The organism is Acinetobacter modestus (genome assembly GCF_014636095.1).
Taxonomy (GTDB): domain Bacteria; phylum Pseudomonadota; class Gammaproteobacteria; order Pseudomonadales; family Moraxellaceae; genus Acinetobacter; species Acinetobacter modestus.
Genome location: NZ_BMDV01000002.1, coordinates 426,784 through 451,624 on the forward strand (window position 1 = coordinate 426,784; position 24,841 = coordinate 451,624).

Here is a 24,841-nt window from a genome sequence, read left to right on the forward strand (position 1 = left end):
CTCCAAACCTCGGGGTCAGCCTAATATTAATATGAGGGTTAAAACACTGTTTTCAATGAAGAGTTCAATTCAAACTACAATGAATTAGTGTTCAGCCCATTCAACTGTTGAAAGGTCGATACCTTCTTTATACATATCCCAAAGCGGAGAAAGTTCACGTAATTTCTCAACAGCAGCTTTGGTAATTGTTAACACATGATCAATATCAGCTTCAGTTGTATATTTACCAAAACTGAAACGAATTGAACTATGTGCTAATTCATCAGATAAACCTAAAGCACGTAATACATATGAAGGCTCTAGTGTTGCAGAAGTACATGCTGAACCACTTGACACTGCAAGATCTTTTAACGCCATCATTAATGATTCACCTTCAACGAAGTTAAAGCTGACATTAAGATAGTTTGCAACGTTCTCAGTCGGATGACCATTCAAGAACACTTGCTCAAGGTCTTGGAAGCCATTCCATAGTTTGTCACGTAGGTGGCGAAGACGCTCTTGTTCTGCTTGCATAGTTTTACCAGCAATTTCAAAAGCTTCACCCATACCTACAATTTGATGAGTTGCTAAAGTACCAGAACGCATACCGCGCTCATGACCACCACCATGCATTTGTGCTTTTAAGCGAACACGTGGGCTACGGCGGACAAATAGAGCACCAATTCCTTTAGGGCCATAAATTTTATGACCAGAGAAGCTCATTAAATCAATTTTCATAGTTGAAAGATCGATTTCAACTTTACCAGCGGCTTGTGCAGCATCAACGTGTAAGAATGTTTTATTCGAACGTGTTAACTCGCCAATAGCTGCTACGTCAGTAATCGTACCGATTTCATTGTTCACCATCATCAGTGAAACAAGAATGGTATCTGGACGTAAAGCTGCTTTCACCATTTCAGGCGTAATTAAACCTGTACGTGGTTCAGGTTCTAAATAAGTAATTTCAAAACCTTGTTCTTCTAGCTCGCGGCAAGTATCTAACACAGCTTTGTGTTCGATTTTACTAGTAATGATGTGCTTGCCTTTTGAACCGTAAAACTGAGCAATACCTTTTAGTGCTAAGTTGTCAGATTCAGTCGCACCAGAAGTCCAAACGATCTCACGTGGATCTGCTTTAACTAGGTTTGCAACTTGTTCACGTGCATATTCAGCTTTTTCTTCAGCTTGCCAACCATAGGCATGTGAGCGTGATGCAGGATTACCAAAAGTCCCTTCGAAGGTTAAACATTCCATCATACGTTCTGCAACTTCAGGAAGTACTGGTGTTGTTGCTGCATAATCAAGATAAATTGGACGTTTCATGTCAAATACCTGTAACCGATAGGAGGGCTGAATCTAAACTTGCTGAGTTTTGGCGAAGTGCAACAGTTTGAACATTGTCGCGTGCGATCAGGTCTGCAAGAGAGATTTTTGCGAGATAATCGGCAATATGGTGGGAGAGTTCTTGCCATAAGTCATGTGTTAAGCACATTGCACCATTTTGACAATTGCCTTTATGGTCGCAACGTGTTGCATCGACGGTTTCATTTACAGCTTCGATAATTTCTAGCACGGTAATTTCAGTTGCATTTCGTGCAAGATGATATCCACCATTAGCACCACGAACACTCGAAACTAACCCATGTCGTTTAAGTTTTGCGAATAACTGTTCTAAATAGGCGACTGATATGGATTGACGTGCTGCTATTTCGGCAAGCGTGATCGTTTGTTCAGTTGGCTGCAAAGCTAAATCAAGTAGAGCAGTCACTGCGTAACGACCGCGAGTTGTAAGACGCATGATTCGGTACACATGGTTAGACTAGATGTCTAAATTTTATGAATTCCGACTAAAATAGTCAAGTTTTTTAATTGCCAAAATGCGTGTGAAAAGTGAAATATGTTGGAATTATTGTATCCACATATTATAAACGAAAAAGCCTATTAAAATAAAGCTGAATACAGCAAATGAAATATTAATCCAACGTTGGCGTTTTTGCAGGCGATGAATGCGGTTTTGATATTGTTTAACTTCAACCAATAATGAGTTGATCTCAGAGCGTTGCTGATCGATTTTATCAAGCAATGGCGCAATTCGTTGCTGAGACGCGATAGCTTCTGCATCACTATCAAATGCATTGAACCATTGTTTCCAATTTGCGAATATACTCGTGAGTGTGAGGTGAGGGATTAAATCCATCACATCTTCTTGAAGTCTTGCATCACCTAAAATACGCATATTGTAGATACTGCGCTGATTATTAAATACGAAAATTTTAATCAAATCGATGAGTGTGCTATTTATTTCTAGATCAACTTTTCGATCTAGTGCTTTCATATCAAATAAAATTCCTTTTTCGGTAAATTGGACATAAAAGTCAAAAAAAGGAATATAACTGTTGATTCGAATGGTAACTTTTTCATCGATAAGTTTTTTCGCTTGCAAGCGTAAAGTTGCATCATGCGTGAGAATGAATGAAAAAAAAGTTTCTAAAACAATGATGACAATGTTTAGCAACAAATGGGGGTGTTTATGTCTTTGTTGCGTATCACTCATAGGTCTCTTTATCCTTGCCAATCACACTATAAATTTCATAAAGCACGTAAATCTGAGTATCCATACTCAATTGTTAAAAATAATTTACATGACTTTATTGCTTTGTAGAACAGTTTTTTAAAACGATCAAGTCTTAACTTTGATATTATAAAAACATTTTTATGGTTAAATACGACATACTGTTTGTAAAGTGCTTGGGAGTAATGGTTAATGGACAACTCAAATGTAGAACACCCAACTGATGAGGCAGAGGTAAAAACTAAGCTAAAATCAAAGAGTTCTAAAAAATCTGCCCTTGATTTCAAAAAGTATACGCAACAGATTTGGCTGGCTGGATTAGGTGCTTTTTCACGCGCCGAAGAAGAGGGAAATAAATTATTTGACTCTTTAGTCAAGGTGGGTGAAGAGCTAGAATCCAAGACCGTCGATTTTGCTGATAACACTGTTGGAAAAGTGACTGAAAAAGCCAAAGAATCAGTGACGGATACTAAAGATAAAGTTGAAAAAATTTTAGACACAGGTGTGAATCATTCGTTGAATCGTATTGGTCTAGTGACTCCAAAAGATCTCCAGCATATCGAGCAACTTTTAGTTCAGCTACATATTAAAGTAGATGCATTGATTGAAGAAAATAATCAATTAAAGAGTAAATTGAATAAAAAGTAAAAAAATATAGGCACTCGTCTGTTTATGTGGTTTTTGAGTATTTATTTTTGCTAAAAAGCCTTTCTAGTATTGCGTTCTCCCCTAAAGCATTGCTATAAAGGCGGCATGGCCTTTTAAACTATAGCCTTGGATCTTAACAAACGATATTAAGAGGATATTTTTTATCATGAATAAATCAGAATTAATTGATGCGATTGCTGAAAAAGGGGGAGTATCTAAATCGGATGCTGGTAAGGCACTCGATGCAACAATTGCGTCAATCACTGAAGCACTTAAAAGCGGTGATACGGTTACTTTAGTTGGTTTTGGTACATTTAGCGTTAAAGAACGTGCTGCACGTACTGGTCGTAATCCTAAAACAGGTGAAGAGCTTCAAATTAAAGCAAGCAAAGTACCTAGTTTTAAACCAGGTAAGGGTTTAAAAGATTCAGTTGCGTAATCTTTTTAAATCAGAAAACGCACCATTTTGGGTGCGTTTTTTATTTATTGAATGAAATACTTTATTCAGCATTCATTCGCTTTGGTTTTTCAGTTAAAATTGCCCCGAAATAAAATATTGGAATACTTATGGAATCATTTCGTACAGTCATTAAGGGTTGGCTTGGCAAAGTCCTATTAGTTTTGTTTTTGACCCCTTTAGCGCTTGTAGGTATTGAAGGATATTTTAGCGGCAGTAATAAAGCAGACGTTGCGAAATCTGTTAACGGACAAGATATTTCTAATAAAGACTTGGAAAGTGCGACTAAAAATTATAAAGATCAATATTTATCAATGGTAAAGGGTGATGAGTCTCTTTTAAATCAGCCAGTTATTCAGCAAAAAGCTTTAGATGCGCTGATTGCACGCTCTTTATTGCAACAGCAGGCGGAAAAGCTGGGTATTTCTTTAAGCGATACTCAGCTGGAGCAAATGTTGGCACAACAGCCAAGTTTCCAAGAAAATGGAAAGTTTTCTCAAAAGTTGTATGAAAATTATTTACGTTCAGTCGGAATGACTAACCAAGCTCTAATTGCTAGCTTGCGTCAAGATCATGCACTAAAAATGATTTCATCGACTTTGTTAGATTATGCGTTGGTGAGTAAATCTGATTTACATCAGCTTGCGAGTTTGCAAACAGAACAGCGTACTTTGCATTTAGCAAGTATTAAGTTGGATGATTATAAAAAAGGTTTGACTGCGTCAACTCAAGAAATAACAGAGTACTACAACAAGCATAAAAATGAATTTAAGCAAGTTGCAAGTGTTGATGTTGATTATGTGGTTTTAAGCCCAGCGTTATTGCCTCAAACTAATTTAAATATCACTGAGGCTGATTTACAACAGGCTTATAAGGCTTTTGTTGAAAAGCAGCAGAAAGATGCAAAACGTGAAGTTAAGCATATTTTAATTACAACTGATGCACGTGATGCTGCAGCAGCTCAAAAAATTGCGAATGATGTTTATGCCAAGATTCAAGGTGGAATGTCATTTGCTCAAGCGGCTGCACAATTCTCAGAAGACCCGACTTCAAAAGCACAGGGTGGTTTAGTTGATGCTTATGCGCCAGGTATTTTCTCAGCCGACTTTGATAATGCGGTTAATGCCTTAAAGAATGGTGAAGTTTCTAAGCCTGTTAAAACACAATATGGCTACCATATTATTGAAGCAAATGCACCAGTTGCAAATATTCCTTCTTTTGAGAGTGAGAAAGCTCGCTTAACAGCTGAAGTGCAGAAGGCAAAAACTGCAAATTTATTTAGCGATACTGTAAATAGCTTAAATGAAATGGTTGTGGGTAATGACTCTTTAGAAGCAGTTGCTCAAGAGGTAAAGGGTGCTCGTGTTGAATCTTTAAATGGGGTGACCTTAACCACTCAAAATCCTTATTTGAGCGATTTAAATGTTAAAGCAAAACTGTTTAATGATGATGTGAAAAACGGTGACCGTAATGCATCTTCTAATATTCAGTTAGCGAATGGTGATACGATTTGGATTAAAGTCCGTAATTACCATGCAGCGGGCGTTAAACCATTAGATCAAGCGACTGCTGAAGTAAAAGCAAAAGTCATTGAAGCAAAGGCATATAAAGCTGCTCAAGCAAAAATTGCAAAAATTTTAGCTGATTTTAAAGCATTACCTGCTGCACAAGTTGTTGCAAAATCACAAGTCACTTTTGAAGATGCAGGTACATTTGCGCGTTCTCAAGGTTTAAAACGTGCAATTGAGCGTGCTGCTTTCAGTATTCCAGCGCCAACTAAAGAAGGTATGTGGTCTGCTACGACAGCAAAATTACCTAATGAGTTGGTTATCGTTGCAGTTTCAAACGTGAATACTAATGCTGCAAATGAGTTGCCGCCGGAGCAAATTACTGAGTTAACTAAGTTGTATCAGCAGTTCCGTGGTCAGCAGTTACTAGAAGACTATACTGATTATTTAAAATCACAGGCGAAGATCAAATAAGTTTGATCTAAGCTTTGAAATTTAAAAAGCCAGTTCTTATGAACTGGCTTTTTTATGCATTATAAGCATTATTTTTTCTGAATAAATTTAGCTTCTTCGGATTGTGGATATTGGTTAAGCAACTTTGTTTTATACTGGTTGGCAAGAGCAGTATTTTTATCGACTTCTTTTGCAATGCTATAAAGTTGATAAACCGCTCGAGAAGCTTTTGCTGAATTAGGATAGCGTGTTACTACGATATTATAGTTTTGTTTGGCTGCTTTATAGTCAACAGGTTCAACAGCTAAATAAAACTCAGCCAGCCAAAAGTAAGCATTTCCAACATAAATTCCATTTGGGTGGTTCTTAATGAAATTTTGCATTGGTTGAATGGCTTTTTTTGCCCCGCCTTGTTTGTAGGCATCTAGTGCAACCGTATATGCTGCTTTTTCTAGCTCAATTTGGTTGTTGGTATTGCTCGTGGTAGCGGTATTTGACTTCGGTTGTACGGCAGGTGTTTGAGGCACTGAATCCTGTTTTACAGGACTAGGAGCTGTTGATGTGGGTGCAGGTGTTGGAGCTGAGTTTGTTTCTGTTTTTACTGTATCAGTTGTCGTACTATTTTCTGGTTCTGTATTTTCTTCTGGTGGGTCAATTTTTTGAGAGAGTAATTCTAAGCGTTGATCTAAATCTGTATAGCGATTGGCCAACTCTTTTTTCAGTTGCTCAATTGAATTGTCATGCTCTTCTAATTGGCCTCGTAATTTTCGAACTTCTTCTTCTAGTTTTTGGTTCTTTTGAATGAGATCCCAATTTAGGTTTGAGCCAGTATTAGAGATATTTGTATTATCTGCAATCGTCTGGCTGAGTGCACGAGATTCAATGGGAACATTTGCATATAAATGTGCGCTAGCGAGTAAGGCAGTAAAAAGTACGGAATACTTTTTTAGCATAAAAATTCATCCATAAAGTTAAAAAGCCGTGAGCGAACAAGTCCTCATGTTTACTTGTAGCACACTAGATCTATGTTTTTGATTTAGTCATTAAAGCAGCAACTCATTTAAATGCAATAAGCATTTACAATCTTCAAGCATTTTTCGAATAAAGAAATTATCTGTTGTTTAATGTTTATACACTTTTAAATTAAATAGATAATATAGAGATAGATTTTGCTGATGAAATAAGCAATTGAATCAAAAAGTCACTTAAAAACAGATACAAGTCTTGCAACTCAGGCAAAAATCTCTATACTTTGTCAGGCAATGGTAGCCCTGCTGGTAGCTTCGCAATTGTACTCTATGAACCCCGCCAGGACCGGAAGGTAGCAACGGTAATAGATCTATGATGTGCCGAAGTAATGCTAGTAGGGCTGCCACCATTTATTCTTCATCGCTCGTTCGAGCAATTGCTTTCATAATTATTCCCATATCAAATCCTCGGTATTGTAAGAATCTAATTTGTCTTGCTTTTAGTTTTGGATCTGTCTCTACATCTATCCCAAATTTCTTTATTTTGAGTTGATAAGCTTGATCTAGCCAATCTACTTCTGAAAGTTCTTCAGTAATAAGTTCTGTATCGAGTTGTTTTGCTTTTAAAGCCTGTTTAATTCTTTGTAATCCTTTACCTTTTTTAAGTTGACTGGCTAGTGTGAGTTCTGCAACACGTTGGTCGCTTTGGTAATTTTGTTGTGCTAACTCATCAACTAGATTTGCGACCTCTTCTGGATTGATCGCATATTGATTTAATTTTGCTTCGAGATCTGCTTTGGAATAATCTCGACGTGTAAGAAGGGCAAATGCATAAGAGCGTAATCTTGCACCTGTCAATGTTTTGGGTTTCTCTATTTTTTCAGAATTAAACAAGTTTTATATCCTCATGAAAGAAAAACGCCCCGAAGGGCGTTTCAGCTTAGCTTTCTAAAAAATCTGGTTCTTCTTCATCTTCAGTTTGAGCTGCTTCTTTGTTGTTTTTAGTAAGAAGTTGTTCACGAATGACCTTTTCGATTTCTTGAGCCATTGCTGGATTTTCCTCAAAATGTCGAATCACGTTATTTTTACCTTGACCAATTTTATTGCCTTGATAAGAATACCAAGCACCCGCTTTTTGTACGATGTCTTGTTGAACAGCAAGATCAACCAATTCGCCTAACTGATTAGTGCCTTTGCCATACATGATTTGGAACACAGCTTCTTTGAACGGAGGCGCCATTTTGTTTTTTACAACTTTAACACGCGTTTCGTTACCTGTGATCTCGTCACCTTCTTTCACTTGACCAATACGACGGATGTCTAAGCGTACAGAAGCGTAGAACTTAAGTGCACCATACAGTTCGAGCGTTTCGCATTACCTGTAATTTTACGTAGAGCCTGACTCATTAAGCGTGCTTGTAAGCCCATGTGTGAGTCACCCATTTCGCCTTCAATTTCGGCTTTAGGGGTCAATGCTGCTACAGAATCGACAACGATTAAATCGATTGCACCAGAACGCACCAACATATCGGCGATTTCGAGTGCTTGCTCACCGTGGTCAGGTTGTGAAACCAAAAGGTTATCAATATCTACACCAAGCTTACGTGCATATTCTGGATCTAATGCATGTTCTGCATCGATAAAGGCACAGGTACCGCCATTTTTTTGACATTGAGCAATCGCTTGTAATGTCATGGTCGTTTTACCTGAAGATTCAGGACCATAAATTTCGATAATACGACCTTTAGGTAATCCGCCAATCCCTAATGCGATATCGAGAGTTAAAGAACCTGTAGAAACCGCTTCAACAGCTTGTACAGTATTATCACCTAAGCGCATCACGGTATTTTTACCAAACTGCTTTTCAATTTGGCTTAAGGCTGCTTGTAACGCCTTGCTTTTATTATCATCCATCTCAAAACCTCAAAACTTTATTTCTTAACGACTAACCCAAGTGGATGTATTGAATCTCAACTTGTTGGGACTTGAGTATAGTGGCAGATTCTAGTTGTATATTCCACATCTGATCTGTGCTAATACGACACAAGATGACGCATCCAAATTAGAAAATTTTATTCATCATGATATGACCATGATTGTACATTTTCTTGTTTAAAACGATTGATATCACGACGATCTTTTTTGCTTGGTCGGTGATCAGGTCGGGCTAGATTATGCAATTTTCGCTGTGATGCATGCAACTCTCTACGCTCAATACTTTCAGGTGTTTCTTCATAAAGAAGTTGAGCCATTGGGGCGCCACCTCGAACAGCCGATAGTGCTTTCACAACAACGGTCTTTTTCTCAAAACCTTGCTGGATGGTGAGTTCCATTCCAATACGGACGTCTCTAGAAACTTTAACGCGGTCATTGTTGTGATGGACTTTACCACCTTCAATTGCGGCTTTGGCAATAGAGCGTGTTTTAAAAAAACGTGCAGCCCAAAGCCATTTATCAATGCGCATGGCATCCATGTTGTCTGATTCATGCTGTTTTGGCATCTGTTACCTGTAAGTTGGTGTCAAGATAATCAAAGAGATTGGTTAAATGATCGAGTGATGGGTACGCTACTTCCGTGGCGAGTCGAGCTGGTTTAGCACTAGATGGTTGTAAAATGCTAAACAATTGGTTAATACCAAAACGCTCAGCGCCTTGGAGTACCGCAACCGTATCATCAATAAATATTGCTTGAGCTGGATCAAATGGATGTATTTGTTGTAACTTTTGCCAAAAAGCGACTTCTTCTTTGGCATGCCCAAGCTCTTCGCTACTGATCATGACTTCAAAGTAAGGGCTAAGTTCGACATTTTCAAGCTTCAGTTGCAAGCCTGCTCGATCGGCATTGGTCAGTAACCAACAGCGATAGCCTTGAGCTTTGAGTTGTTCTAATAATTCATGACAACCTTTACGTGCGCGAATTTTTTCACGGTGTTCATATTGTAGTTGTAAAACATCTACGCCAACTTTAGCAGTCCAATACGCCGAAGAATACCAAGATAGTGTATGCTTATGTTGTTGGTAAAATTGGAATAGTGTTTGTTTGCTTTGCTCTAAACTGCATTGATGTGTTTGGGCATGACGTTCAGGTAAACAATGATTCCAAATGAAATCATCGAAGGCTAAATCGAGTAATGTGCCATCCATGTCGAACATGGCGATAGGCTGCTGCTGTAAATCTGAATATGACATAAGGCTGATCTATGTTTATTAAAACGCTTGCCCCACAAGATCAATTTATTCTGAAACTTGTGCCAATCATGGCGCAGGCAAGTCAAATATTATTGGAAGAATATCAAAATTATTGTGCGGGTGGTGAGTTTAATATTCAGGAAAAAAGTGATGATTCGCCTGTGACTCAGGCAGATTTAAAAGTAAATCGTTTTTTATTAAAGCAGTTAGCAGAATTTACACCGGAGTTACCAGTGTTGTCAGAGGAGAGTGATTATTCTGCTCGATCTGCTTGGTCGCGTTGCTGGATGCTCGATCCTTTAGATGGTACGAAAGAGTTTATTCATGAGCGTGATGAATTTACGATTAATTTAAGCTTGATCGAGGGTAATGAAACGACTTTTGCAATTATCGCCGTACCCTGTGAACAGGTCATGTATATTGGTTATCAGTCACACTTACCTTATAAGTATAGTTTTAGCCGTCAAGAATGGTTTCAATACAAGATCGAAGAACATGATTTGGCAGCACCACTTCAAATTGGTTTAAGCCATAGCAGTAAAAACCCCAAATATAAAAACTTTATCGAACCAATTTTGCGAGATCGTGCTGTAGAAAGACGTGAGGCAGGGAGTGCCTATAAGTTCTGCATGATGTTAGAGGGTGAAATTGATATTTACCCAAGATTTCATCCAACTTCAGAGTGGGATACGAGTTCAGGACAAGCTTTACTTGAAAGTATCGGTGGTGGATTGATGACTCTGGATGGAAAACCATTTCAATATAATCAGCGTGAGACTGTTTTGAATGGTGGTTTTATCGCATTTAGAGATCAATATTGCAAAAAAATTGCTTACGAGGCGTTGGCGCATTCAGGCATTTTAGATTGAGTCTTCTAGCGTGCGTGGTATAGTGAGCTAAATTTAAGCTTGTATGTGAATATGGCCCTGCATTTATTGCCTAAAAGTATGTTTGAAGCAATTGATTTACTGCCAGATGCTTCAACTCCTGTCACGTTGTTTACTCGTCACTCTTTACGTGAGTTGGTGAATGGGCAGGGATTGGCTGGTTATGACTTGCAATTAACGGAGCAAGGTCGAGATTTGGCTTATGCATGGGGTCAATATCTTATTAAAAATACGGATCGAGCAATTCAGCATTGTATCTCTAGTCCGATTCAGCGTTGTGTTGATACGGCTGCATTAATGATTCAAGGTGCAGATGGGATTCATGAGGCAATAAATACGCATACGATCGAAATTGTTGAGCAGCGATTGTTAGTAGAACCCGGAAGCTTTGTGCTGGATATTCAGCAAGCAGCCCCTTACTTTCGTAAACAAGGCGCATTAGGGTTTATTAATAGTTTTGTGAACAATGCTTTGCCTGGTATGAAACATCCAATTACAGGCGTTTTTGATGTTTTGGAGCTGTTATATCATACCCATCCGACGCAACATCAGGGTTTAAGCTTGGCCGTTAGCCACGACACCATTATTGCTGCGATTGTTGCAGTGATTTCAGGTCAAACACAGATTGATAAGTCGGATTGGCCTGAGATGATGGAGGGCTTATTTGTGTGGTTTGAGGGTGAGGATTTTAGCAATAGTAAGCTAAAATGGATTTGGCGTGGTCAAAAGCATGAACTGGTCATTAAAGACTTTCAGAATAAATAAGATTTTTGAAAAGTATGATTGAATTGTGCAATTTAAAATTAAAAAATACTAACGTTGCATTACTAAATTGAAGACAATAAAAAAGCCCGAAAATCGGGCTTTTTTACATGCATCAAATTAGTTAGCCAAAGCTTTAATTTGAGCGTTTAAGCGGCTCTTGTGACGAGCAGCTTTATTTTTGTGGATGATGCCTTTATCAGCCATACGGTCGATTACAGGTACAGCTGTTTTATAAGCTTCTGAAGCAACAGCATAGTCACCAGCAGCGATCGCATTTACAGTACGTTTGATGTAAGTACGAACCATAGAACGCAAGCTTGCGTTGTGTTTACGTGCTTTAACGTTTTGACGAGCACGTTTTTTAGCTTGAGCAGAGTTTGCCACTCGTGCACTCCTTGAAAATAAGTTGGTCTGGGCGGGCTGAAGTTAAAACCAAAAATATTGGCAACATTCACCAGCCCGTAAACAAGTGCCATATTTTGAGGAAACTAAGCCCCGAAGTCAAGCCTTGTGATACTTTTAAGTACATTTAACAGGTGATAATCTTGCAAGAAAACGTTACATTAGGCTTAGTTATGAGTCGGAATAAATAAAAATGAGAATAGGTGACAAAAAGGCAATTGTTATTGGTGCTACCGGGCTAGTGGGTGAAGCGCTAGTGGCTGAATTGGAACAGTCAAATGATTTTAGTTCTGTGACTGTTGTAGTAAGGAAAAATTCAGATAAATTAAAATCTTATAGTAAAGTGACCCAACTTGTTCTAGAAGATTTTTTGCTTTTGAATGATGAAGATGTAAGTACTTATACTCATGCATTTAGTTGCTTAGGTAGCACGATTAAACAAGCTGGATCGAAACAAGCATTTTACGCAATTGACTATGAAATTAACGCTCATTTTGCTGATTTAATCCAAGATAAAAATATTCATTTATTGGTGGTCAGTGCCTTAGGAGCGAATGCTAATTCACCAGTTTTCTATAATAAAGTTAAAGGCGAGTTAGAAAACTACTTAAAAAGCTTGTCGATGTATAAGCTCTCAATTTTTCAACCGTCACTCTTAATTGGTAAGCGTAGTGAAGTACGAGTTTTAGAAGATGTGGCGCAAACGCTATTTAAATTGGTCGAAAAAACTTGGACCAAGCCGTTTAAATATAAGCCTGTAACCGCAGAACAATTGGCGCATACTATGCTAAATGCAGCTCAAACTCAGACAGCTGCATTCAAGCTGTACGATAATTTGATGATACAACAAACCCAATAATGGAGATTTTTCAGTGACTACGATTCCTTTTGTAACTTGCGACTTGTTAGATGATAATCCTGAGAAAGATTTACAGGTCGTAACACCATCTTTAGACGGGAAGTTTTTTAAGAGTTATGGTGCACGCAAGAGCTTTGGTGGGCAGGTTGTAACAGTTAAGTGTTTTGAAGATAACTCACGTGTAAAAGAGCTTTTAGCAACAGATGGTGCAGGAAAAGTCTTGGTTGTTGATGGTGGTGCTTCGATGCGCTGTGCTTTGATGGGCGATTTGATTGCTGAATCAGCTGTGAAGAATCATTGGAATGGTGTTGTGATTTACGGTTGTGTGCGTGATGTTGATGCAATTGCCGAACTTGATTTAGGTGTGCATGCATTGGCTGCAATTCCACAAAAAAGTAATCGTAAGGGCATAGGTGAAGTTGATATTACATTGTATTTTGGTGGTGTGACGATCAATTCTGGCGATTATATCTATGCCGATAATAATGGCATCGTAATCGCGAAAGAAAAACTAGTTGACTGCTAAAGGATAGCAATATGCTCAAAATGGTGAATCATCAATTTAAGGTTTTACAATCTGTTGTTGCAACTTTAATTGAAGGCGGAAGAGGTGTGATGGGAACACCCCAACCGAATCAGCCTTCAAAACCGTTAAAACTTTATGAGTTTGAAGGTTCACCCTTTTGTCGCCGTGTCCGTGAAGTGATTACCATGCTGAACCTAGATGTGGAAATTTATCCATGTCCGAAAGGTGGTCAAAAATATCGCCAAATCGTCAAGGAAAAAGGTGGTAAGAAACAGTTTCCTTTTTTGATTGATGAAAACACGGGTGATCAGTTATACGAGTCACAACAGATTATCCACCATCTATTCAAGCACTACGGTAAAACAGGGCAAACGCCGAAAAAATTCAGCCACTATCCAAAGCTTCCTTATGTTTCTGCTTTAGCCTCACTTGCAAATGCAGCACGTGGTGTATGGATTAACAAGAAAATTGTTAATCGAGCAGCACCAGAACAATTACTTGAATTGTGGAGTTTTGAAGGAAGTCCCTATACACGATTGGTTCGTGAAGTTCTGACTGAGTTGGAAATTCCGTATATTTTGCATAATGTTGCGAAAGAACGTTGGCAAGATATTGGACCAGCAATTTTGCGTTTAAAACCTGGTCAATATATTCCATTACCGAATGGGAAGCGCGAAAAGGTTGTTGAAGTGATGGGGCGAGATATTCAAGTTCCATATTTGGTTGATCCGAACACAGGCGTGAAAATGTTTGAGTCAGCTAAAATTGTTGAGTATCTCAAGAAGCAGTACGGATAATAGAATAAATTGTAAAAAGCATCTTTTAGAAGATGCTTTTTTTATATATTGAGTCTAGCAGTTGCTTCAATGATTGGTTTAGCGGTTTAATAGGCTCGAAATAGCCACATGATCATTCCCAAAATGTTAAGCCAACTGACTAACTTATTCAAAAGTTCAAAGGAAACACCTGAACAGTTATTCCTTAAAGAAAATGACTTGGTTTTTGATAGTCGTGGTGCAATTTATAAAGGCATCGTTTTGAATGAGTTAGGATTTCGTCTGGAATATTTCTCAAATCGAAAATTAGATCGATTTGATGATCTAGAGAAGCTGTTTAGGATTGCACCGCAAATTAATGAAAAGATTGATTTGGAATTGCACTTACAGCGATTTGTTGAGCGCTTAGGAAATACAGAAGAAAATTTGAGAGAGTTGAAACAGGTGATTAAAGTTTTAAATGATTATTATGTAAGGTTTCAAAGAGCGAAAAAATAAAAATTAAGAGAATAAATCATTAATTAAAATATATAAAACCTAAGGAGATATTTTATCTGATGAAATTAACGTATTTGGTGAATAATTCTACTCTAAAAATTATATGGTTGTTGGCTATATTTTTTTATTCAATTTTAGCCTCTTATTGTGTAATGCATTATGATGGTTTCTATGGATTAAGGGTTCTATCCATAGGATCTATTGCTATGATGTTGCTTCTAGTCTTACTTTTTGTGAGTTTGCATTATGATTTCGGAACTAAGCCTCAAGTAGATTGGAGTAACTACAGGAAAGATAAAATGAAATTATTTCTAATAGCATTTCTTTTAGTACCAATAATGGTTTTTGACTTATCAGAAAAACTTTCTATTTTATTTTTTTATAATATTGATAAAAGTTATAAGAGTGCAGAAATATATAATGTTCAAATAAAGGGTTTTTTTAATTCTGGACGTGGAGGACGACAAGATACTTGGGCTTATGCTGCAGAAGTTAATGATAAATATAAAGATTTTGTATTAATTTGTAATCTTGTTGATGTAAATGAGTGTAGTTTTGGTCGTTTTAAAGGAGAATATGCACAAATAAAAATATCAAAAGAGAGCCTGTATCCTCTAAAAAACTATAGTTTGGTTTATGGTTTTAAAAGTAAGAATATTAATATTGAAAGTGATGAGTTAATAAGGTTGTACAAAGAAAATAAGAAATATATTTTCTATTTTTTATTTATATCCCATCGATTATTTTTACATTAATAGTTTCTAGGGTTTTTAATAGAAAGCATATTTATAACTATTAAAAAGATAGATAGCCAAAGATTGATTATTGTAGCGGTTTATATCTTCCTGTCTCAATATAATAAAAAGGGACTAAATCCAAAGATATAGCCCCTTATTGATCAGGTTAGCGATTATTTTTCAATAATAGCCGTTACACCTTGACCACCAGCAGCACAGATCGAAACTAAGATACGACCTGAACCTTTTTGGTTTAAGATTTTCGCAGCAGTCGCGATGATACGACCACCAGTTGCAGCGAATGGGTGACCCGCCGCTAAAGAAGAACCTTTAACGTTTAATTTGCTACGATCAATTGAACCTAAAGGTGCATCTAAGCCTAAACGCTCTTTACAGAATTTCTCATCTTCCCAAGCTTTCAAAGTAGAAAGTACTTGTGATGCAAACGCTTCGTGGATTTCGTAGTAGTCGAAATCTTGAAGTTTAAGACCAGCACGCTCAAGCATACGTGGAACTGCATAAGCAGGAGCCATCAATAAGCCTTCTTTTTTACCAACAAAATCAACTGCAGCAGTTTCAGAGAATGTTAAGTAAGCAAGAACTTCATGACCATTTGCTTTAGCCCACTCTTCAGAAGCTAAAAGTACGCATGAAGCACCGTCAGTAAGTGGAGTAGAGTTACCCGCTGTCATTGTTGCAGCTTCGCCTTTACCAAATACTGGTTTTAATTTTGCTAATTTCTCAGCAGTTGAGTCAGCACGTAAGTTGTTGTCACGGCTTAAACCTAAGAACGGCGTGATTAAGTCATCGAAGAAACCTTCTTCGTATGCTTTTGCCATTTTTTGGTGAGAAGAGGCAGCTAAAACGTCTTGATCTTCACGAGCAATACCCCATTCAAGGGCAGTGATTGCTTGGTGATCACCCATAGATAAACCAGTACGTGGTTCACCGTTTTTAGGTGCATCCATAAGATCTTTAACGTTGATTTTAGATAAAGCTTTTAAACGATCTTTACCTGTTTTAGCGATGTTGAGCTCAAGCAAAGCTTTACGTAAACCATCACCGAAAGCGATCGGAGCGTCAGATGTAGTATCAACACCACCAGCGATACCTACTTCGATTTGGCCTAAAGCAATTTTGTTTGCAACTTGGAATGCAGCTTGTAAACCAGTACCACAAGCTTGTTGAAGATCGCAAGCTGGAGTTTCAGGAGCAAGTTGAGTATTTAACACACACTCACGTGTCATGTTGAAGTCGCGGCTGTGTTTTAATACTGCACCAGCAACCACTTCACCTAAACGTTGACCTTGTAGGTTGAAACGCTCAACCAAACCGTTTAATGCAGCTGTAAACATGTCGATGTTAGAAGCTGTAAAATAAGCGCCGTTAGAACGTGCGAAAGGAATACGGTTACCGCCAATAATGGCAACACGGCGAACAGTGTTTTGGCTCATGATTTTATCCTGTTGAACAGAAGGTTTGGTTGTTTTAGCTGGTGCTACTTTTGTAGATGTAGAAGAAGCAGTGCTTTTTGTACTACGACTGGTAGAACGAGGACGAGTCGTTTTAGTTGTCGTACTTGCTGCTTTAGGAGTTGCGTCAGCACTTTTACTTGGAGTAGAAGTTGCTTTTGATGTATTTGACACAGTCTCTTGAGCAGAATTCTCGACTGCTGGATTTTCTTGAGTTGTTTTGCTCATAAGGCTTTTCCAAGCATAATTGCGATATTCTTGCTATAACCATAGCATATTTCCAATACTGCTGTATTGACTAGAATGACGCTTTAGACCACATTCAGGTCAAGACATCCAGACATGAAGTCAAGTATGATTTATTGTGAGTCAATCAAACATTGGTTTCATGTTATTTTGCTGACATGGTTTAGATGTTTGTAAAAAATTCATTTGTATGAGAGATAATAATCATGACCGATCAATACCAAGCATTTACACAATCACCTTTGGGTAAATTTGTTGTAAAAAATTTAGGTTTACCATCACCAGTTAGCTTAGATCGTTTTGAAAGTGCCCAACCTGTTGTAAATGGTGCCGTATTGCTTGGCGCAGCACCTTCAAGCACTATTTCTGCTTCTATTGCACAAGTTCTTAGCAATATCCATGCAGATAGCTACGTAGGCAATAATGTTGAATTACAACAAACTGCTGCAAAAGTAGGTTTAAACCTTCGTCCTTTAAATGCAGATGATAAAGAATCTAAGTTTAAAGCAGTCGTATTTGATGCATCAGGTATTCAAGATTCTGAACAGTTAAAAGCGTTGTATAACTTCTTTAATCCAATCGCACGTCAAATCTCAAGTTCTGGTCGTGTAATTGTAATTGGTACAACACCTGAAACAGCTAAAACCGTAAAACAAGCGATTGCTCAACGTGCGCTTGAAGGTTTTGTGAAGTCTGTTGGTAAAGAATTCAAAAAGGGTATCACTGCTCAAGTGGTTTATGTAGATCAAGGTGCTGAAGCAAACTTAGAGTCTACTTTACGTTTCTTAATTTCACCACGTTCTGCTTATGTATCTGGTCAAGTGATCCGTATTTCTAAAGCAGAAACAGTGAAATTAGATTGGGCTAAGCCACTTGCGGGTAAAACTGCACTAGTAACTGGTGCAAGCCGTGGTATTGGTGAGGCAATTGCACAAGTATTGGCACGTGATGGCGCACATGTGATTTGCTTAGATGTTCCGCAACAACAAGCTGATCTTGAGCGTGTTGCGGGTTCAATTGGCGGTTCAGTATTGGCAATCGATATTACTGCTGCTGACGCTGGCGAAAAAATCAAAACTGCTGCTGCTAAACAAGGCGGTTTGGATGTCATCGTACACAATGCTGGTATTACTCGTGACAAAACTTTGGCAAACATGAAGCCAGAGCTTTGGGATCTAGTCATCAACATTAACTTGTCTGCAATTGAACGTGTTAACGATTACTTACTTTCTAATGATGGTTTAAATGCAAATGGTCGTATCGTTTGTGTATCATCAATCAGTGGTATCGCGGGTAACTTGGGTCAAACCAACTATGCAGTGTCTAAAGCAGGCGTAATTGGTTTGGTTAAATTTACTGCACCAACATTGAAGAATGGTATTACGATCAACGCGGTTGCACCAGGCTTTATTGAAACTCAAATGACTGCTGCGATTCCATTTGCGATTCGTGAAGCAGGTCGCCGTATGAACTCAATGAACCAAGGTGGTTTACCTGTAGATGTTGCTGAAGCAATTGCTTGGTATGCTTCTACTGGTTCAACAGGTGTGACAGGCAACGTTGTTCGCGTATGCGGTCAAAGCTTGTTGGGCGCTTAAGCGTTAAAAGTTTTGAAGAGGGGTGCTTGTGCATCCCTTTTTTATAAAAATATAGAAAGGTTCATTATGAATACACGCCATTTTAGTCAATTACCAAAGCCTTACTTAGCTTATCCAAAAGTTATTCAAGGTTTAATTTTTAAAAAGCCAAAAGGCGAAAAAGTATTACCACAAGTTGAATATGTGGTAGATACGCTTAACATTGATGCAAAACATTTAGAAAGCTATAACGAAATTTGTGGTTTTAAAAATGATGGTTTTGTACCAGCAATTTATCTAGCAGTACTCTCGCAAAGTCTGCAAATGCACATGATGACAAGTGAAGCATTTCCATTTGCGATTTTAGGATTGGTACATATTCGTAACCAAATCAAGCAAACACGTAAAATCGCTGTAAATGAGCAAATTACGTTGTCATGTAAATTTGGCGAACTTCAGCCACATGATAAAGGCTTACAATTCGATTTCATTACAACTGCCAAAGTGGGCGGTGAAGTGGTGATGGAAAGTTTAACGACTTATTTATCACGTCAAAAAACTGAGAAAAAAGCTTCTGAAAAATCGAAAGAATCTAAAGAACCTGCATATCAGCCAAAAGCAGAATGGAATATTTCTGAGAATACTGGTCGCCGCTACGCATTGATTTCAGGTGATTTTAACTTGATTCATATTCATGCAGTCACAGCTAAAGCATTTGGTTTTAAACAAGCGATTGCACATGGCATGTGGAGTAAGGCAAAAGCTTTGGCGAGTATTGAGTTACCCGCTGCTTATGAAGCAGATGTTTGGTTTAAATTGCCGATGTATTTACCATCAACTGTTGAGTTTTTAACAGCTGCTGAATCAAAACAAACTGACTTCTTGATTCGTAACGTTAAATCTAAAAAGCCGCATGTTGCGGGAACAGTGAAAGCACTTTAATACTGAATAGTATTGTTGAGTCAGCCCTTTTGTTCGCAAGAGGGTTATTCTAAAAAATATAAATATCATAAGGATGTGTGCATTGATTAAAGAGATTTTATTTGCCGATACGCATAATTATCATGGCAAGGTTGATCATCGTTTTATTGACCTAGCAACCCAATTCAGTCGTTTGCAAGATGCGAGAAGTCATCAGGGTGGCGCTGCATTGGTGATATATTTCCAAGGTCAGAAAGTTGTTGATATTTTTACTGGTAAAAAATCTCAAGAACAAGATTGGCAATCTGATACTTTGGCAATGTGTTATTCGACAGGTAAAGGAATTTTAGCAACGCTTGCACATATTTTAGTAAGTGAAGGCTTACTGGATTATGATCAGCCTATTGCACATTATTGGCCTGAGTTTTCCCAAAATGGTAAAGCCAATATAACATTGCGTCATGTTTTATCGCATCAAAGTGGTTTATTCGATATTCGCAATACGATTGAGACAGCAACAGAAATGTTGGATTGGTCGCATATGTTAGAGGTAATGGCAGCTGCTACTCCTCGTTTTGCAGCAGGACAAAGCTTTGCTTATCAACCGCTGACCTATGGTTGGCTCGTAGGTGGGGTCATTGAAAAAGCAGCGAAACAGCCTTTAAGTTGGTTAATGCAGCGTTATCTGGTGCAACCGCTTGAATTGGATGGTGCATATTTTGGTACACCAAACTCTGAATTACAGCGAGTTGCTCGGTTACTTGAAAAACCTAAAAAACCATCTGCACCAAAGCCACAAGTTAAAAAAACTGATCAACCTCGCAAAGCCTCATTATCAGAAAAGTTCTTAGAACTTTCAGGACAAAGCCCTCAAGATTTCCAAGATGCCATGATTCCAAAAGGCATGCGTAATTTTAGCTTCTATAGTGATGCTGGTTTACAAGCTGTTATTCCAGCGGCAAATGGAGTCTTTACCGCAGATAGTTTGGCAAAAGTCTATGCGATGCTTGCCAATCAAGGACAGTGGAATGGTCAACAATTGATTCGTCCAGAAGTATTTAAGCAGTTAAGCACCGTACAATCTAAAGCACGTGATCGAGTGATGCCAATTCCAATGCATTGGCGTTTAGGCTATCACCGTATTTTAACAATGGGTAAGCGTGCGCCACATGGTTTTGGACATGTTGGTTTTAATGGTTCAGGGGCATGGTGTGATCCAGACCGTGAACTCAGTTTTGCTTATACGCATAATTTTAATATTACCTCTGCAACAGGGGATTATCGTTTGTGGGGTTTGAGCCAAGAAACGCTACGCTGTGCAGATGCGATTTTAAATGGACGGAAAGGTTGGTTTTAATTTGATCTTGTGTAATGAGGCTGCATATAGTAAATAACAGCCTCACATTTATTTTCAAAGTTATCAACTCTCTTCAAAATGCAATAATTGTTTAAAAAAAGTGGTTTTAGGATTTGTACTAAATCTAGGTATTATTTATCTAAATTTTTTTTAAATAGCTCTGCCTGAATAATTGCATCAGTATGTCTTTTAAAATCGACCTCATTTAAACCATTCAAACCCAGTTTATAAATGCCTTCTAGCCCACAGACAAAAGCAATCAATCGCCAAGCAATATCATGACTATTCGTGTCAAATTCGAATTCCCCTTGAGCTTGACCTTCATCAATCATACGAATAATAGAACGATGCCAATCTTGCATGGCAATATTGTAGGCAAGTTTGATTTCTTGATCCTGATCAATGAGCACTTCAGCTTCATTCCACAGTCGTAAATAGGGTTGAATTTGTTCAATATTTTCACATCCAAGTAGAAGCGAGAGGCGGTGTAAATAATTTGTGGTATGAACTTGGTTTTCAATCTCATCAAGTTGCTGCATGAGCTTAATAAATGCTTCTGCTTTGAGGTGTGAGTTAGAAGCAAAATGATGGTGGACTTGTCCTGTTGATGTTTGTGCTTCGGTGGCAATACGGCGAACGGTCATCGCAGAGAAGCCTTCGTTCAAGGCAACCTGCATGGCTGCTTGTAGAATCATTTCACGACGTTGTTCTTTATTTAAATAAGCCATACTTTCAGCGCCTTAGGCGATAGTCACAAACACAAACAAAATAACGCATATCTTTAAATTGGACAAGTGTTCAATTTTGGTTATAATAACATCGACTTGAACATTTGTCCAATTTAGAGAAATTTATGTCTAGCAAGTGGTTAATTCTTGCAATCGTTGTATTGATCTATCTCCCTGTATCAATTGATGCAACTGTCCTCCATGTCGCAACACCGACTTTAAGCGAGTCCCTTTCATTATCGGCAAATGAGTTGCTGTGGATTATTGATATTTATTCTTTAGTCATGGCAGGTCTTATTTTGCCGATGGGGGCATTGGGAGATCGTATTGGCTTTAAAAAGCTCATGGTGATTGGTGGGATTTTGTTTGGCCTAGCATCATTGGCGGCCGCATTTTCTTCTACTGCATATGCACTGATTAGTTCACGTGCTTTATTGGCGGTTGGTGCAGCCATGATTTTGCCTGCGACTTTATCTGCAGTTCGTAATACTTTTCTTGATGAAAAACAACGTAATTTTGCTCTAGGCATTTGGGCTACAGTTGGCGGCGGCGGTGCTGCATTTGGTCCATTATTGGGTGGTTTTCTATTGGAGCATTTTCATTGGGGCTCAGTCTTCTTGATTAATGTTCCGATTATGCTTGCTGTCATTATTTTTACTATATTTGTCATTCCGAAACAGGCAGGGCAACCGAAGCAGAATCTTAACTTGTTACAGGCTATTGTGTTGGTGGTAGCTATCCTAAGTATGATCTATGCGATTAAAACAGTGATGCATGGTTTTAGTATCTGGTCGGTTTTGATCTTTGCAGTGGGTTTTAGTTTATTGATTGGCTTTATTCGTACACAGCTCACATCAACCTCTCCAATGATTGATATTCAATTATTCAAACATCCTGTGATTGCGACAGGTGTAGTGATGGCGATTGTATCTATGATGGCACTGGTCGGTTTTGAATTGCTGATTTCACAGGAATTACAATTTGTTTATCAGCTTTCACCATTGGCAGCTGGGGCATTTATTTTACCCTTTATGATTGCGATTAGTTTAGGTGGTCCGATTGCTAGTATGCTGGTCAATCATTTCGGTCTGCGCTCAGTTGCATCGCTTGGTATGTTGATGAGTGCTTTAAGTTTATGGGGCTTGGCAAATACTGACTTTATGCAGGCGCAGATGCAAGTATGGGGCTGGATGGTTGTGTTGGGCCTCAGTGTTGAAATTGCTTTACTGGCTTCAACCTCTGCAATTATGTCTTCTGTGCCGTCAAGTAAGGCGACCGCAGCAGGGGCAATTGAGGGAATGGCGTATGAGTTGGGAGCAGGTTTAGGAATTGCCTTTTTCGGTTTGATGTTGTCATGGTTTTATGCCAACTCGATTGTGGTTCCAGTCGATGTGCCACATAACATTATCGAACAGGTGAGTAGTTCGATTGGTGAGGCAGTTCAAGCCGCTAAGCAATTACAGCCAACAATTGCTGAACATTTGATTGAAGCTGCAAAACAGGCCTTTAGTCAATCGCATCGTTCCGTACTGAATTTGGCTGCGCTCTTGTTCTTGATCTTGTCAATTTTTATTTGGTTTGCTTTGCCGAAGAGAGTTTCTTCAGTTGAAGAATAGGTGGTTTACCCTTATCCAAATTGGGTTTGGGTAAGGGTGTGGCTAAAATAAGCAGTTATTATTAAAATTTGATAGCGTTAAAGCAAAATCGAATATTAATAATTTGTTATGTAGTAATAAAGGTTCATAAATGTAGTTTTCAGTGCTAATAATGAAATGCTATACTAATTTTTCATATATTTTGCAATAACTTATAAAATGAAAAAGATTGCGCTATTTCTTACATTAATCGCTCTGATGGGATCAACTTCAACACAGGCTTATGAAGTAGAACCAACGAAAAAAGATATGAAGGAATTTTATGCTTTACTAAAAATTATTTACAGTGATATGCCTGCATTAATGAATGGATTTGAAGTTTTAATAGATAATGATTTTGATCTGAATAAAATTAAAGATAAAAAAACCGTTTGTGATGCGGTACAGGCAGCGGAAAGGATTACTTATATAGCTAATCAATCTAAAGTTCATCCATATTTTCAGAAATCAATCGACCAGTTAAGAGAAACAATGCCTGAAGATAATGCAAAGTTTATTAAACAAGGTCTTCAAAGCACTGGTTATAAGTGTTTATAGTGAAAAAAGGGGATTGGAGCTGTATCTAACTTAATTGACCTGAAAAAATACCTTGTCTCAATAAGCTTAGATAAGGTTTTCTAAGGAACTTTAAGCTCGAAAGCACGTAAGATCTTGCATAATTGAATCATGGGTAGACCCATCAATGTAGTTTGATCATCACCAACCATTTTCTCAAATAAGCTAATCCCTAAGCTTTCACACTTAAAACTGCCTGCGCAATGTAACGGTTGATCAATCTCGATATAATGTTCAATCTCAGTCAGTGTCAATTGGCGAAATTTCACTTGGTAATGCTCAACCAGTGTTCTTTTAAATCCTGATTGCAAGTGCTGAACACTGAGAGCGGTGCTAAAAAACACGATTTTTCCTGAGTTTTCTTGTAATTGTTGAATAGCATTTTCAACACTTAAAGGCTTACCGATAAAATCATATGGCGCGTGTTCACGCCAAGCGACTTGATCAGAACCAATGACAATCGCATTTGGATTTTGTTCAGCAATGACACGTGCCTTCTCATAAGCCAGACGTTTAGCCAAATCATCGGCATGTAATTCACCCATTGCAGATTCATCAATATCAGGTGAAATACAACGATAGTCCAATCGTAAACGATCCATCAAGTCTTTACGGGTTTGGCTGCTCGATGCCAAAATCAATTCAAACTGATTCATTAGACCGCATATTCCACGAGAATATTCAGTGGCACATAATGCAAAACCGCGTTATGGCATGCATTCAACTTAATCGGTGGGGCATGACCTGCTTCGTATGCTTCAACCCAACGTGTGACGCAAATACACCAAAAATCACCTGGTTTTAATCCAGGGAAACCCACTTCTGGTAAAGGCGTAATTAAATCATTCCCAACTTTTTGTGAGAAATTTAAGAAATCTGAAGTCATTTGCGCACACATGGTGTGCTGACCTAAGTCCGTGATCGCCGTATGGCAAAAACCATTACGAAAATAGCCCGTGATCGGGTCAAAGCAACAACTAGATAAAGGTTCGCCAAGAACATTTAAACGATTAATTTTTGGATCAGGATGAATAGACATAAGAATACAAAGATTTAATGACGATGATTATGATAATCAAAAGTGAAATTTTAGACAGCTTTTCTGC

General features: G+C 38.2%; 27 protein-coding genes, 1 other RNA gene and 1 pseudogene. 16 read left to right on the forward strand and 13 right to left on the reverse strand.

All coding sequences use genetic code 11. From position 1 onward, the window contains the following. Positions 1-84: 84 nt before the first annotated feature. The 3 genes from IEV17_RS06100 to IEV17_RS06110 form a co-directional block, all read right to left on the reverse strand. Positions 85-1,302, reverse strand: a complete 1,218-nt coding sequence (locus IEV17_RS06100; RefSeq protein WP_004661462.1) for an IscS subfamily cysteine desulfurase — start codon at positions 1,300-1,302, stop codon at positions 85-87. Between the two features lies 1 nt (position 1,303). Then, on the reverse strand, positions 1,304-1,777 hold the full coding sequence (locus IEV17_RS06105; protein ID WP_004661463.1) for an Rrf2 family transcriptional regulator: 474 nt from the start codon (positions 1,775-1,777) through the stop codon (positions 1,304-1,306). 108 nt (positions 1,778-1,885) lie between these two features. Continuing rightward, positions 1,886-2,533, reverse strand: a complete 648-nt coding sequence (locus IEV17_RS06110; RefSeq protein WP_004661466.1) for a hypothetical protein — start codon at positions 2,531-2,533, stop codon at positions 1,886-1,888. A 210-nt stretch (positions 2,534-2,743) separates the two neighbouring features. On the opposite strand from IEV17_RS06110, the gene IEV17_RS06115 reads away from it, so the two are divergent. From IEV17_RS06115 to IEV17_RS06125, 3 genes are all read left to right on the forward strand, one after another. Beyond that, positions 2,744-3,199, forward strand: a complete 456-nt coding sequence (locus IEV17_RS06115; RefSeq protein WP_004661467.1) for a phasin family protein — start codon at positions 2,744-2,746, stop codon at positions 3,197-3,199. 166 nt (positions 3,200-3,365) lie between these two features. Next, positions 3,366-3,638, forward strand: a complete 273-nt coding sequence (locus IEV17_RS06120) for an HU family DNA-binding protein (RefSeq protein WP_004661469.1) — start codon at positions 3,366-3,368, stop codon at positions 3,636-3,638. A 128-nt stretch (positions 3,639-3,766) separates the two neighbouring features. Then, positions 3,767-5,638 carry a SurA N-terminal domain-containing protein gene (locus IEV17_RS06125; protein WP_004661470.1) on the forward strand — a complete coding sequence of 624 codons (1,872 nt, stop codon included), beginning with the start codon at positions 3,767-3,769 and terminating at the stop codon, positions 5,636-5,638. A gap of 68 nt (positions 5,639-5,706) precedes the next feature. Here the strand turns inward: IEV17_RS06125 and IEV17_RS06130 are convergent, their stop codons facing one another. Next, on the reverse strand, positions 5,707-6,570 hold the full coding sequence (locus tag IEV17_RS06130; protein ID WP_004661471.1) for a YbgF trimerization domain-containing protein: 864 nt from the start codon (positions 6,568-6,570) through the stop codon (positions 5,707-5,709). Between the two features lie 319 nt (positions 6,571-6,889). Between IEV17_RS06130 and ffs the strand changes: the two genes are divergently transcribed. Next, positions 6,890-6,986: signal recognition particle sRNA small type (ffs, locus tag IEV17_RS06135), an RNA gene on the forward strand. Positions 6,987-6,996: 10 nt separating this feature from the next. On the opposite strand, the gene IEV17_RS06140 is transcribed toward ffs, so the two are convergent. The 4 genes and pseudogenes from IEV17_RS06140 to IEV17_RS06155 all read right to left on the reverse strand — a co-directional run bounded on the left by IEV17_RS06140 (position 6,997) and on the right by IEV17_RS06155 (position 9,774). Continuing rightward, on the reverse strand, positions 6,997-7,479 hold the full coding sequence (locus IEV17_RS06140) for a regulatory protein RecX (protein ID WP_004661472.1): 483 nt from the start codon (positions 7,477-7,479) through the stop codon (positions 6,997-6,999). Between the two features lie 46 nt (positions 7,480-7,525). Further along, a pseudogene (gene recA / locus IEV17_RS06145) lies at positions 7,526-8,499 on the reverse strand (recombinase RecA). Positions 8,500-8,657: 158 nt separating this feature from the next. Next, a complete protein-coding gene (locus tag IEV17_RS06150) occupies positions 8,658-9,086 on the reverse strand; it encodes an RNA-binding S4 domain-containing protein (RefSeq protein ID WP_004661474.1) in 429 nt (142 codons plus the stop codon). Next, positions 9,070-9,774, reverse strand: coding sequence for an HAD-IA family hydrolase (locus IEV17_RS06155; protein ID WP_004661475.1), 705 nt, complete (start codon positions 9,772-9,774; stop codon positions 9,070-9,072). Before IEV17_RS06155 ends, IEV17_RS06150 begins: the two co-directional genes overlap by 17 nt. A gap of 11 nt (positions 9,775-9,785) precedes the next feature. Between IEV17_RS06155 and IEV17_RS06160 the strand changes: the two genes are divergently transcribed. Continuing rightward, positions 9,786-10,643 carry a 3'(2'),5'-bisphosphate nucleotidase CysQ family protein gene (locus IEV17_RS06160; RefSeq protein ID WP_004661476.1) on the forward strand — a complete coding sequence of 286 codons (858 nt, stop codon included), beginning with the start codon at positions 9,786-9,788 and terminating at the stop codon, positions 10,641-10,643. 51 nt (positions 10,644-10,694) lie between these two features. Further along, positions 10,695-11,426, forward strand: a complete 732-nt coding sequence (locus IEV17_RS06165) for a histidine phosphatase family protein (RefSeq protein ID WP_004661479.1) — start codon at positions 10,695-10,697, stop codon at positions 11,424-11,426. Between the two features lie 117 nt (positions 11,427-11,543). On the opposite strand, the gene rpsT is transcribed toward IEV17_RS06165, so the two are convergent. Next, a complete protein-coding gene (rpsT, locus tag IEV17_RS06170) occupies positions 11,544-11,810 on the reverse strand; it encodes a 30S ribosomal protein S20 (RefSeq protein ID WP_004639414.1) in 267 nt (88 codons plus the stop codon). Positions 11,811-12,021: 211 nt separating this feature from the next. Here rpsT and IEV17_RS06175 point away from each other — a divergent pair, with 211 nt between their 5' ends. The 5 genes from IEV17_RS06175 (at position 12,022) to IEV17_RS06195 (ending at position 15,242) form a co-directional block, all read left to right on the forward strand. Further along, entirely contained in the window at positions 12,022-12,687 is a 666-nt protein-coding gene (locus tag IEV17_RS06175) for an NAD(P)H-binding protein (protein WP_004661481.1), read from the forward strand. 13 nt (positions 12,688-12,700) lie between these two features. Next, on the forward strand, positions 12,701-13,213 hold the full coding sequence (rraA, locus tag IEV17_RS06180) for a ribonuclease E activity regulator RraA (protein WP_004661483.1): 513 nt from the start codon (positions 12,701-12,703) through the stop codon (positions 13,211-13,213). A gap of 11 nt (positions 13,214-13,224) precedes the next feature. Further along, complete coding sequence (locus IEV17_RS06185; protein ID WP_004661485.1) at positions 13,225-14,010, forward strand: glutathione S-transferase N-terminal domain-containing protein; 786 nt, start codon at positions 13,225-13,227, stop codon at positions 14,008-14,010. Positions 14,011-14,133: 123 nt separating this feature from the next. Then, positions 14,134-14,487 (forward strand): hypothetical protein, encoded by a 354-nt coding sequence (locus IEV17_RS06190; RefSeq protein ID WP_034601236.1) that lies wholly within the window; start codon positions 14,134-14,136, stop codon positions 14,485-14,487. 59 nt (positions 14,488-14,546) lie between these two features. Then, positions 14,547-15,242: a hypothetical protein gene (locus IEV17_RS06195; RefSeq protein ID WP_004661489.1), complete on the forward strand. Its 696-nt coding sequence runs from the start codon at positions 14,547-14,549 to the stop codon at positions 15,240-15,242. A gap of 155 nt (positions 15,243-15,397) precedes the next feature. Here the strand turns inward: IEV17_RS06195 and IEV17_RS06200 are convergent, their stop codons facing one another. Further along, on the reverse strand, positions 15,398-16,924 hold the full coding sequence (locus IEV17_RS06200) for an acetyl-CoA C-acetyltransferase (RefSeq protein WP_004661491.1): 1,527 nt from the start codon (positions 16,922-16,924) through the stop codon (positions 15,398-15,400). A 224-nt stretch (positions 16,925-17,148) separates the two neighbouring features. Between IEV17_RS06200 and IEV17_RS06205 the strand changes: the two genes are divergently transcribed. The 3 genes from IEV17_RS06205 to IEV17_RS06215 all read left to right on the forward strand — a co-directional run bounded on the left by IEV17_RS06205 (position 17,149) and on the right by IEV17_RS06215 (position 20,797). Continuing rightward, on the forward strand, positions 17,149-18,540 hold the full coding sequence (locus IEV17_RS06205) for a 3-oxoacyl-ACP reductase (RefSeq protein ID WP_004661493.1): 1,392 nt from the start codon (positions 17,149-17,151) through the stop codon (positions 18,538-18,540). Between the two features lie 66 nt (positions 18,541-18,606). Beyond that, entirely contained in the window at positions 18,607-19,461 is an 855-nt protein-coding gene (locus IEV17_RS06210) for a MaoC family dehydratase (protein ID WP_004661494.1), read from the forward strand. Between the two features lie 82 nt (positions 19,462-19,543). Next, on the forward strand, positions 19,544-20,797 hold the full coding sequence (locus tag IEV17_RS06215) for a serine hydrolase domain-containing protein (RefSeq protein WP_004661497.1): 1,254 nt from the start codon (positions 19,544-19,546) through the stop codon (positions 20,795-20,797). Between the two features lie 131 nt (positions 20,798-20,928). Here IEV17_RS06215 and IEV17_RS06220 read toward each other — a convergent pair whose 3' ends face one another. Next, complete coding sequence (locus tag IEV17_RS06220) at positions 20,929-21,525, reverse strand: TetR family transcriptional regulator (RefSeq protein ID WP_004661499.1); 597 nt, start codon at positions 21,523-21,525, stop codon at positions 20,929-20,931. A 125-nt stretch (positions 21,526-21,650) separates the two neighbouring features. On the opposite strand from IEV17_RS06220, the gene IEV17_RS06225 reads away from it, so the two are divergent. Continuing rightward, on the forward strand, positions 21,651-23,141 hold the full coding sequence (locus IEV17_RS06225; RefSeq protein WP_004661501.1) for an MFS transporter: 1,491 nt from the start codon (positions 21,651-21,653) through the stop codon (positions 23,139-23,141). A 198-nt stretch (positions 23,142-23,339) separates the two neighbouring features. Beyond that, complete coding sequence (locus IEV17_RS06230; RefSeq protein ID WP_004661502.1) at positions 23,340-23,717, forward strand: hypothetical protein; 378 nt, start codon at positions 23,340-23,342, stop codon at positions 23,715-23,717. A gap of 80 nt (positions 23,718-23,797) precedes the next feature. Here the strand turns inward: IEV17_RS06230 and IEV17_RS06235 are convergent, their stop codons facing one another. Together IEV17_RS06235 and IEV17_RS06240 are read right to left on the reverse strand one after the other, a co-directional pair. Then, the gene (locus IEV17_RS06235) at positions 23,798-24,391 is read right to left on the reverse strand and encodes a Maf family protein (protein WP_004661503.1); all 594 of its coding nucleotides are present in this window, start codon (positions 24,389-24,391) and stop codon (positions 23,798-23,800) included. Then, on the reverse strand, positions 24,391-24,774 hold the full coding sequence (locus tag IEV17_RS06240) for a DUF2237 family protein (RefSeq protein ID WP_004661504.1): 384 nt from the start codon (positions 24,772-24,774) through the stop codon (positions 24,391-24,393). The genes IEV17_RS06235 and IEV17_RS06240 overlap by 1 nt, the downstream gene beginning before the upstream one ends. Between the last annotated feature and the right edge of the window lie 67 nt (positions 24,775-24,841).

Bases quoted from the DNA above. Each gene is read 5' to 3' on its own strand.
- IEV17_RS06185 (WP_004661485.1), top strand. From the start codon at position 13,225: ATGCTCAAAATGGTGAATCATCAATTTAAGGTTTTACAATCTGTTGTT.
- IEV17_RS06210 (WP_004661494.1), top strand. From the start codon at position 18,607: ATGAATACACGCCATTTTAGTCAATTACCAAAGCCTTACTTAGCTTAT.
- IEV17_RS06110 (WP_004661466.1), bottom strand. From the start codon at position 2,533: ATGAGTGATACGCAACAAAGACATAAACACCCCCATTTGTTGCTAAAC.
- IEV17_RS06190 (WP_034601236.1), top strand. From the start codon at position 14,134: ATGTTAAGCCAACTGACTAACTTATTCAAAAGTTCAAAGGAAACACCT.
- IEV17_RS06100 (WP_004661462.1), bottom strand. From the start codon at position 1,302: ATGAAACGTCCAATTTATCTTGATTATGCAGCAACAACACCAGTACTT.
- IEV17_RS06165 (WP_004661479.1), top strand. From the start codon at position 10,695: ATGGCCCTGCATTTATTGCCTAAAAGTATGTTTGAAGCAATTGATTTA.
- IEV17_RS06155 (WP_004661475.1), bottom strand. From the start codon at position 9,774: ATGTCATATTCAGATTTACAGCAGCAGCCTATCGCCATGTTCGACATG.
- IEV17_RS06225 (WP_004661501.1), top strand. From the start codon at position 21,651: ATGTCTAGCAAGTGGTTAATTCTTGCAATCGTTGTATTGATCTATCTC.
- IEV17_RS06105 (WP_004661463.1), bottom strand. From the start codon at position 1,777: ATGCGTCTTACAACTCGCGGTCGTTACGCAGTGACTGCTCTACTTGAT.
- IEV17_RS06205 (WP_004661493.1), top strand. From the start codon at position 17,149: ATGACCGATCAATACCAAGCATTTACACAATCACCTTTGGGTAAATTT.
- IEV17_RS06125 (WP_004661470.1), top strand. From the start codon at position 3,767: ATGGAATCATTTCGTACAGTCATTAAGGGTTGGCTTGGCAAAGTCCTA.
- IEV17_RS06175 (WP_004661481.1), top strand. From the start codon at position 12,022: ATGAGAATAGGTGACAAAAAGGCAATTGTTATTGGTGCTACCGGGCTA.
- IEV17_RS06240 (WP_004661504.1), bottom strand. From the start codon at position 24,774: ATGTCTATTCATCCTGATCCAAAAATTAATCGTTTAAATGTTCTTGGC.
- IEV17_RS06195 (WP_004661489.1), top strand. From the start codon at position 14,547: ATGAAATTAACGTATTTGGTGAATAATTCTACTCTAAAAATTATATGG.
- IEV17_RS06200 (WP_004661491.1), bottom strand. From the start codon at position 16,924: ATGAGCAAAACAACTCAAGAAAATCCAGCAGTCGAGAATTCTGCTCAA.
- IEV17_RS06150 (WP_004661474.1), bottom strand. From the start codon at position 9,086: ATGCCAAAACAGCATGAATCAGACAACATGGATGCCATGCGCATTGAT.
- IEV17_RS06220 (WP_004661499.1), bottom strand. From the start codon at position 21,525: ATGGCTTATTTAAATAAAGAACAACGTCGTGAAATGATTCTACAAGCA.
- IEV17_RS06235 (WP_004661503.1), bottom strand. From the start codon at position 24,391: ATGAATCAGTTTGAATTGATTTTGGCATCGAGCAGCCAAACCCGTAAA.
- IEV17_RS06130 (WP_004661471.1), bottom strand. From the start codon at position 6,570: ATGCTAAAAAAGTATTCCGTACTTTTTACTGCCTTACTCGCTAGCGCA.
- IEV17_RS06120 (WP_004661469.1), top strand. From the start codon at position 3,366: ATGAATAAATCAGAATTAATTGATGCGATTGCTGAAAAAGGGGGAGTA.
- IEV17_RS06160 (WP_004661476.1), top strand. From the start codon at position 9,786: ATGTTTATTAAAACGCTTGCCCCACAAGATCAATTTATTCTGAAACTT.
- IEV17_RS06115 (WP_004661467.1), top strand. From the start codon at position 2,744: ATGGACAACTCAAATGTAGAACACCCAACTGATGAGGCAGAGGTAAAA.
- IEV17_RS06230 (WP_004661502.1), top strand. From the start codon at position 23,340: ATGAAAAAGATTGCGCTATTTCTTACATTAATCGCTCTGATGGGATCA.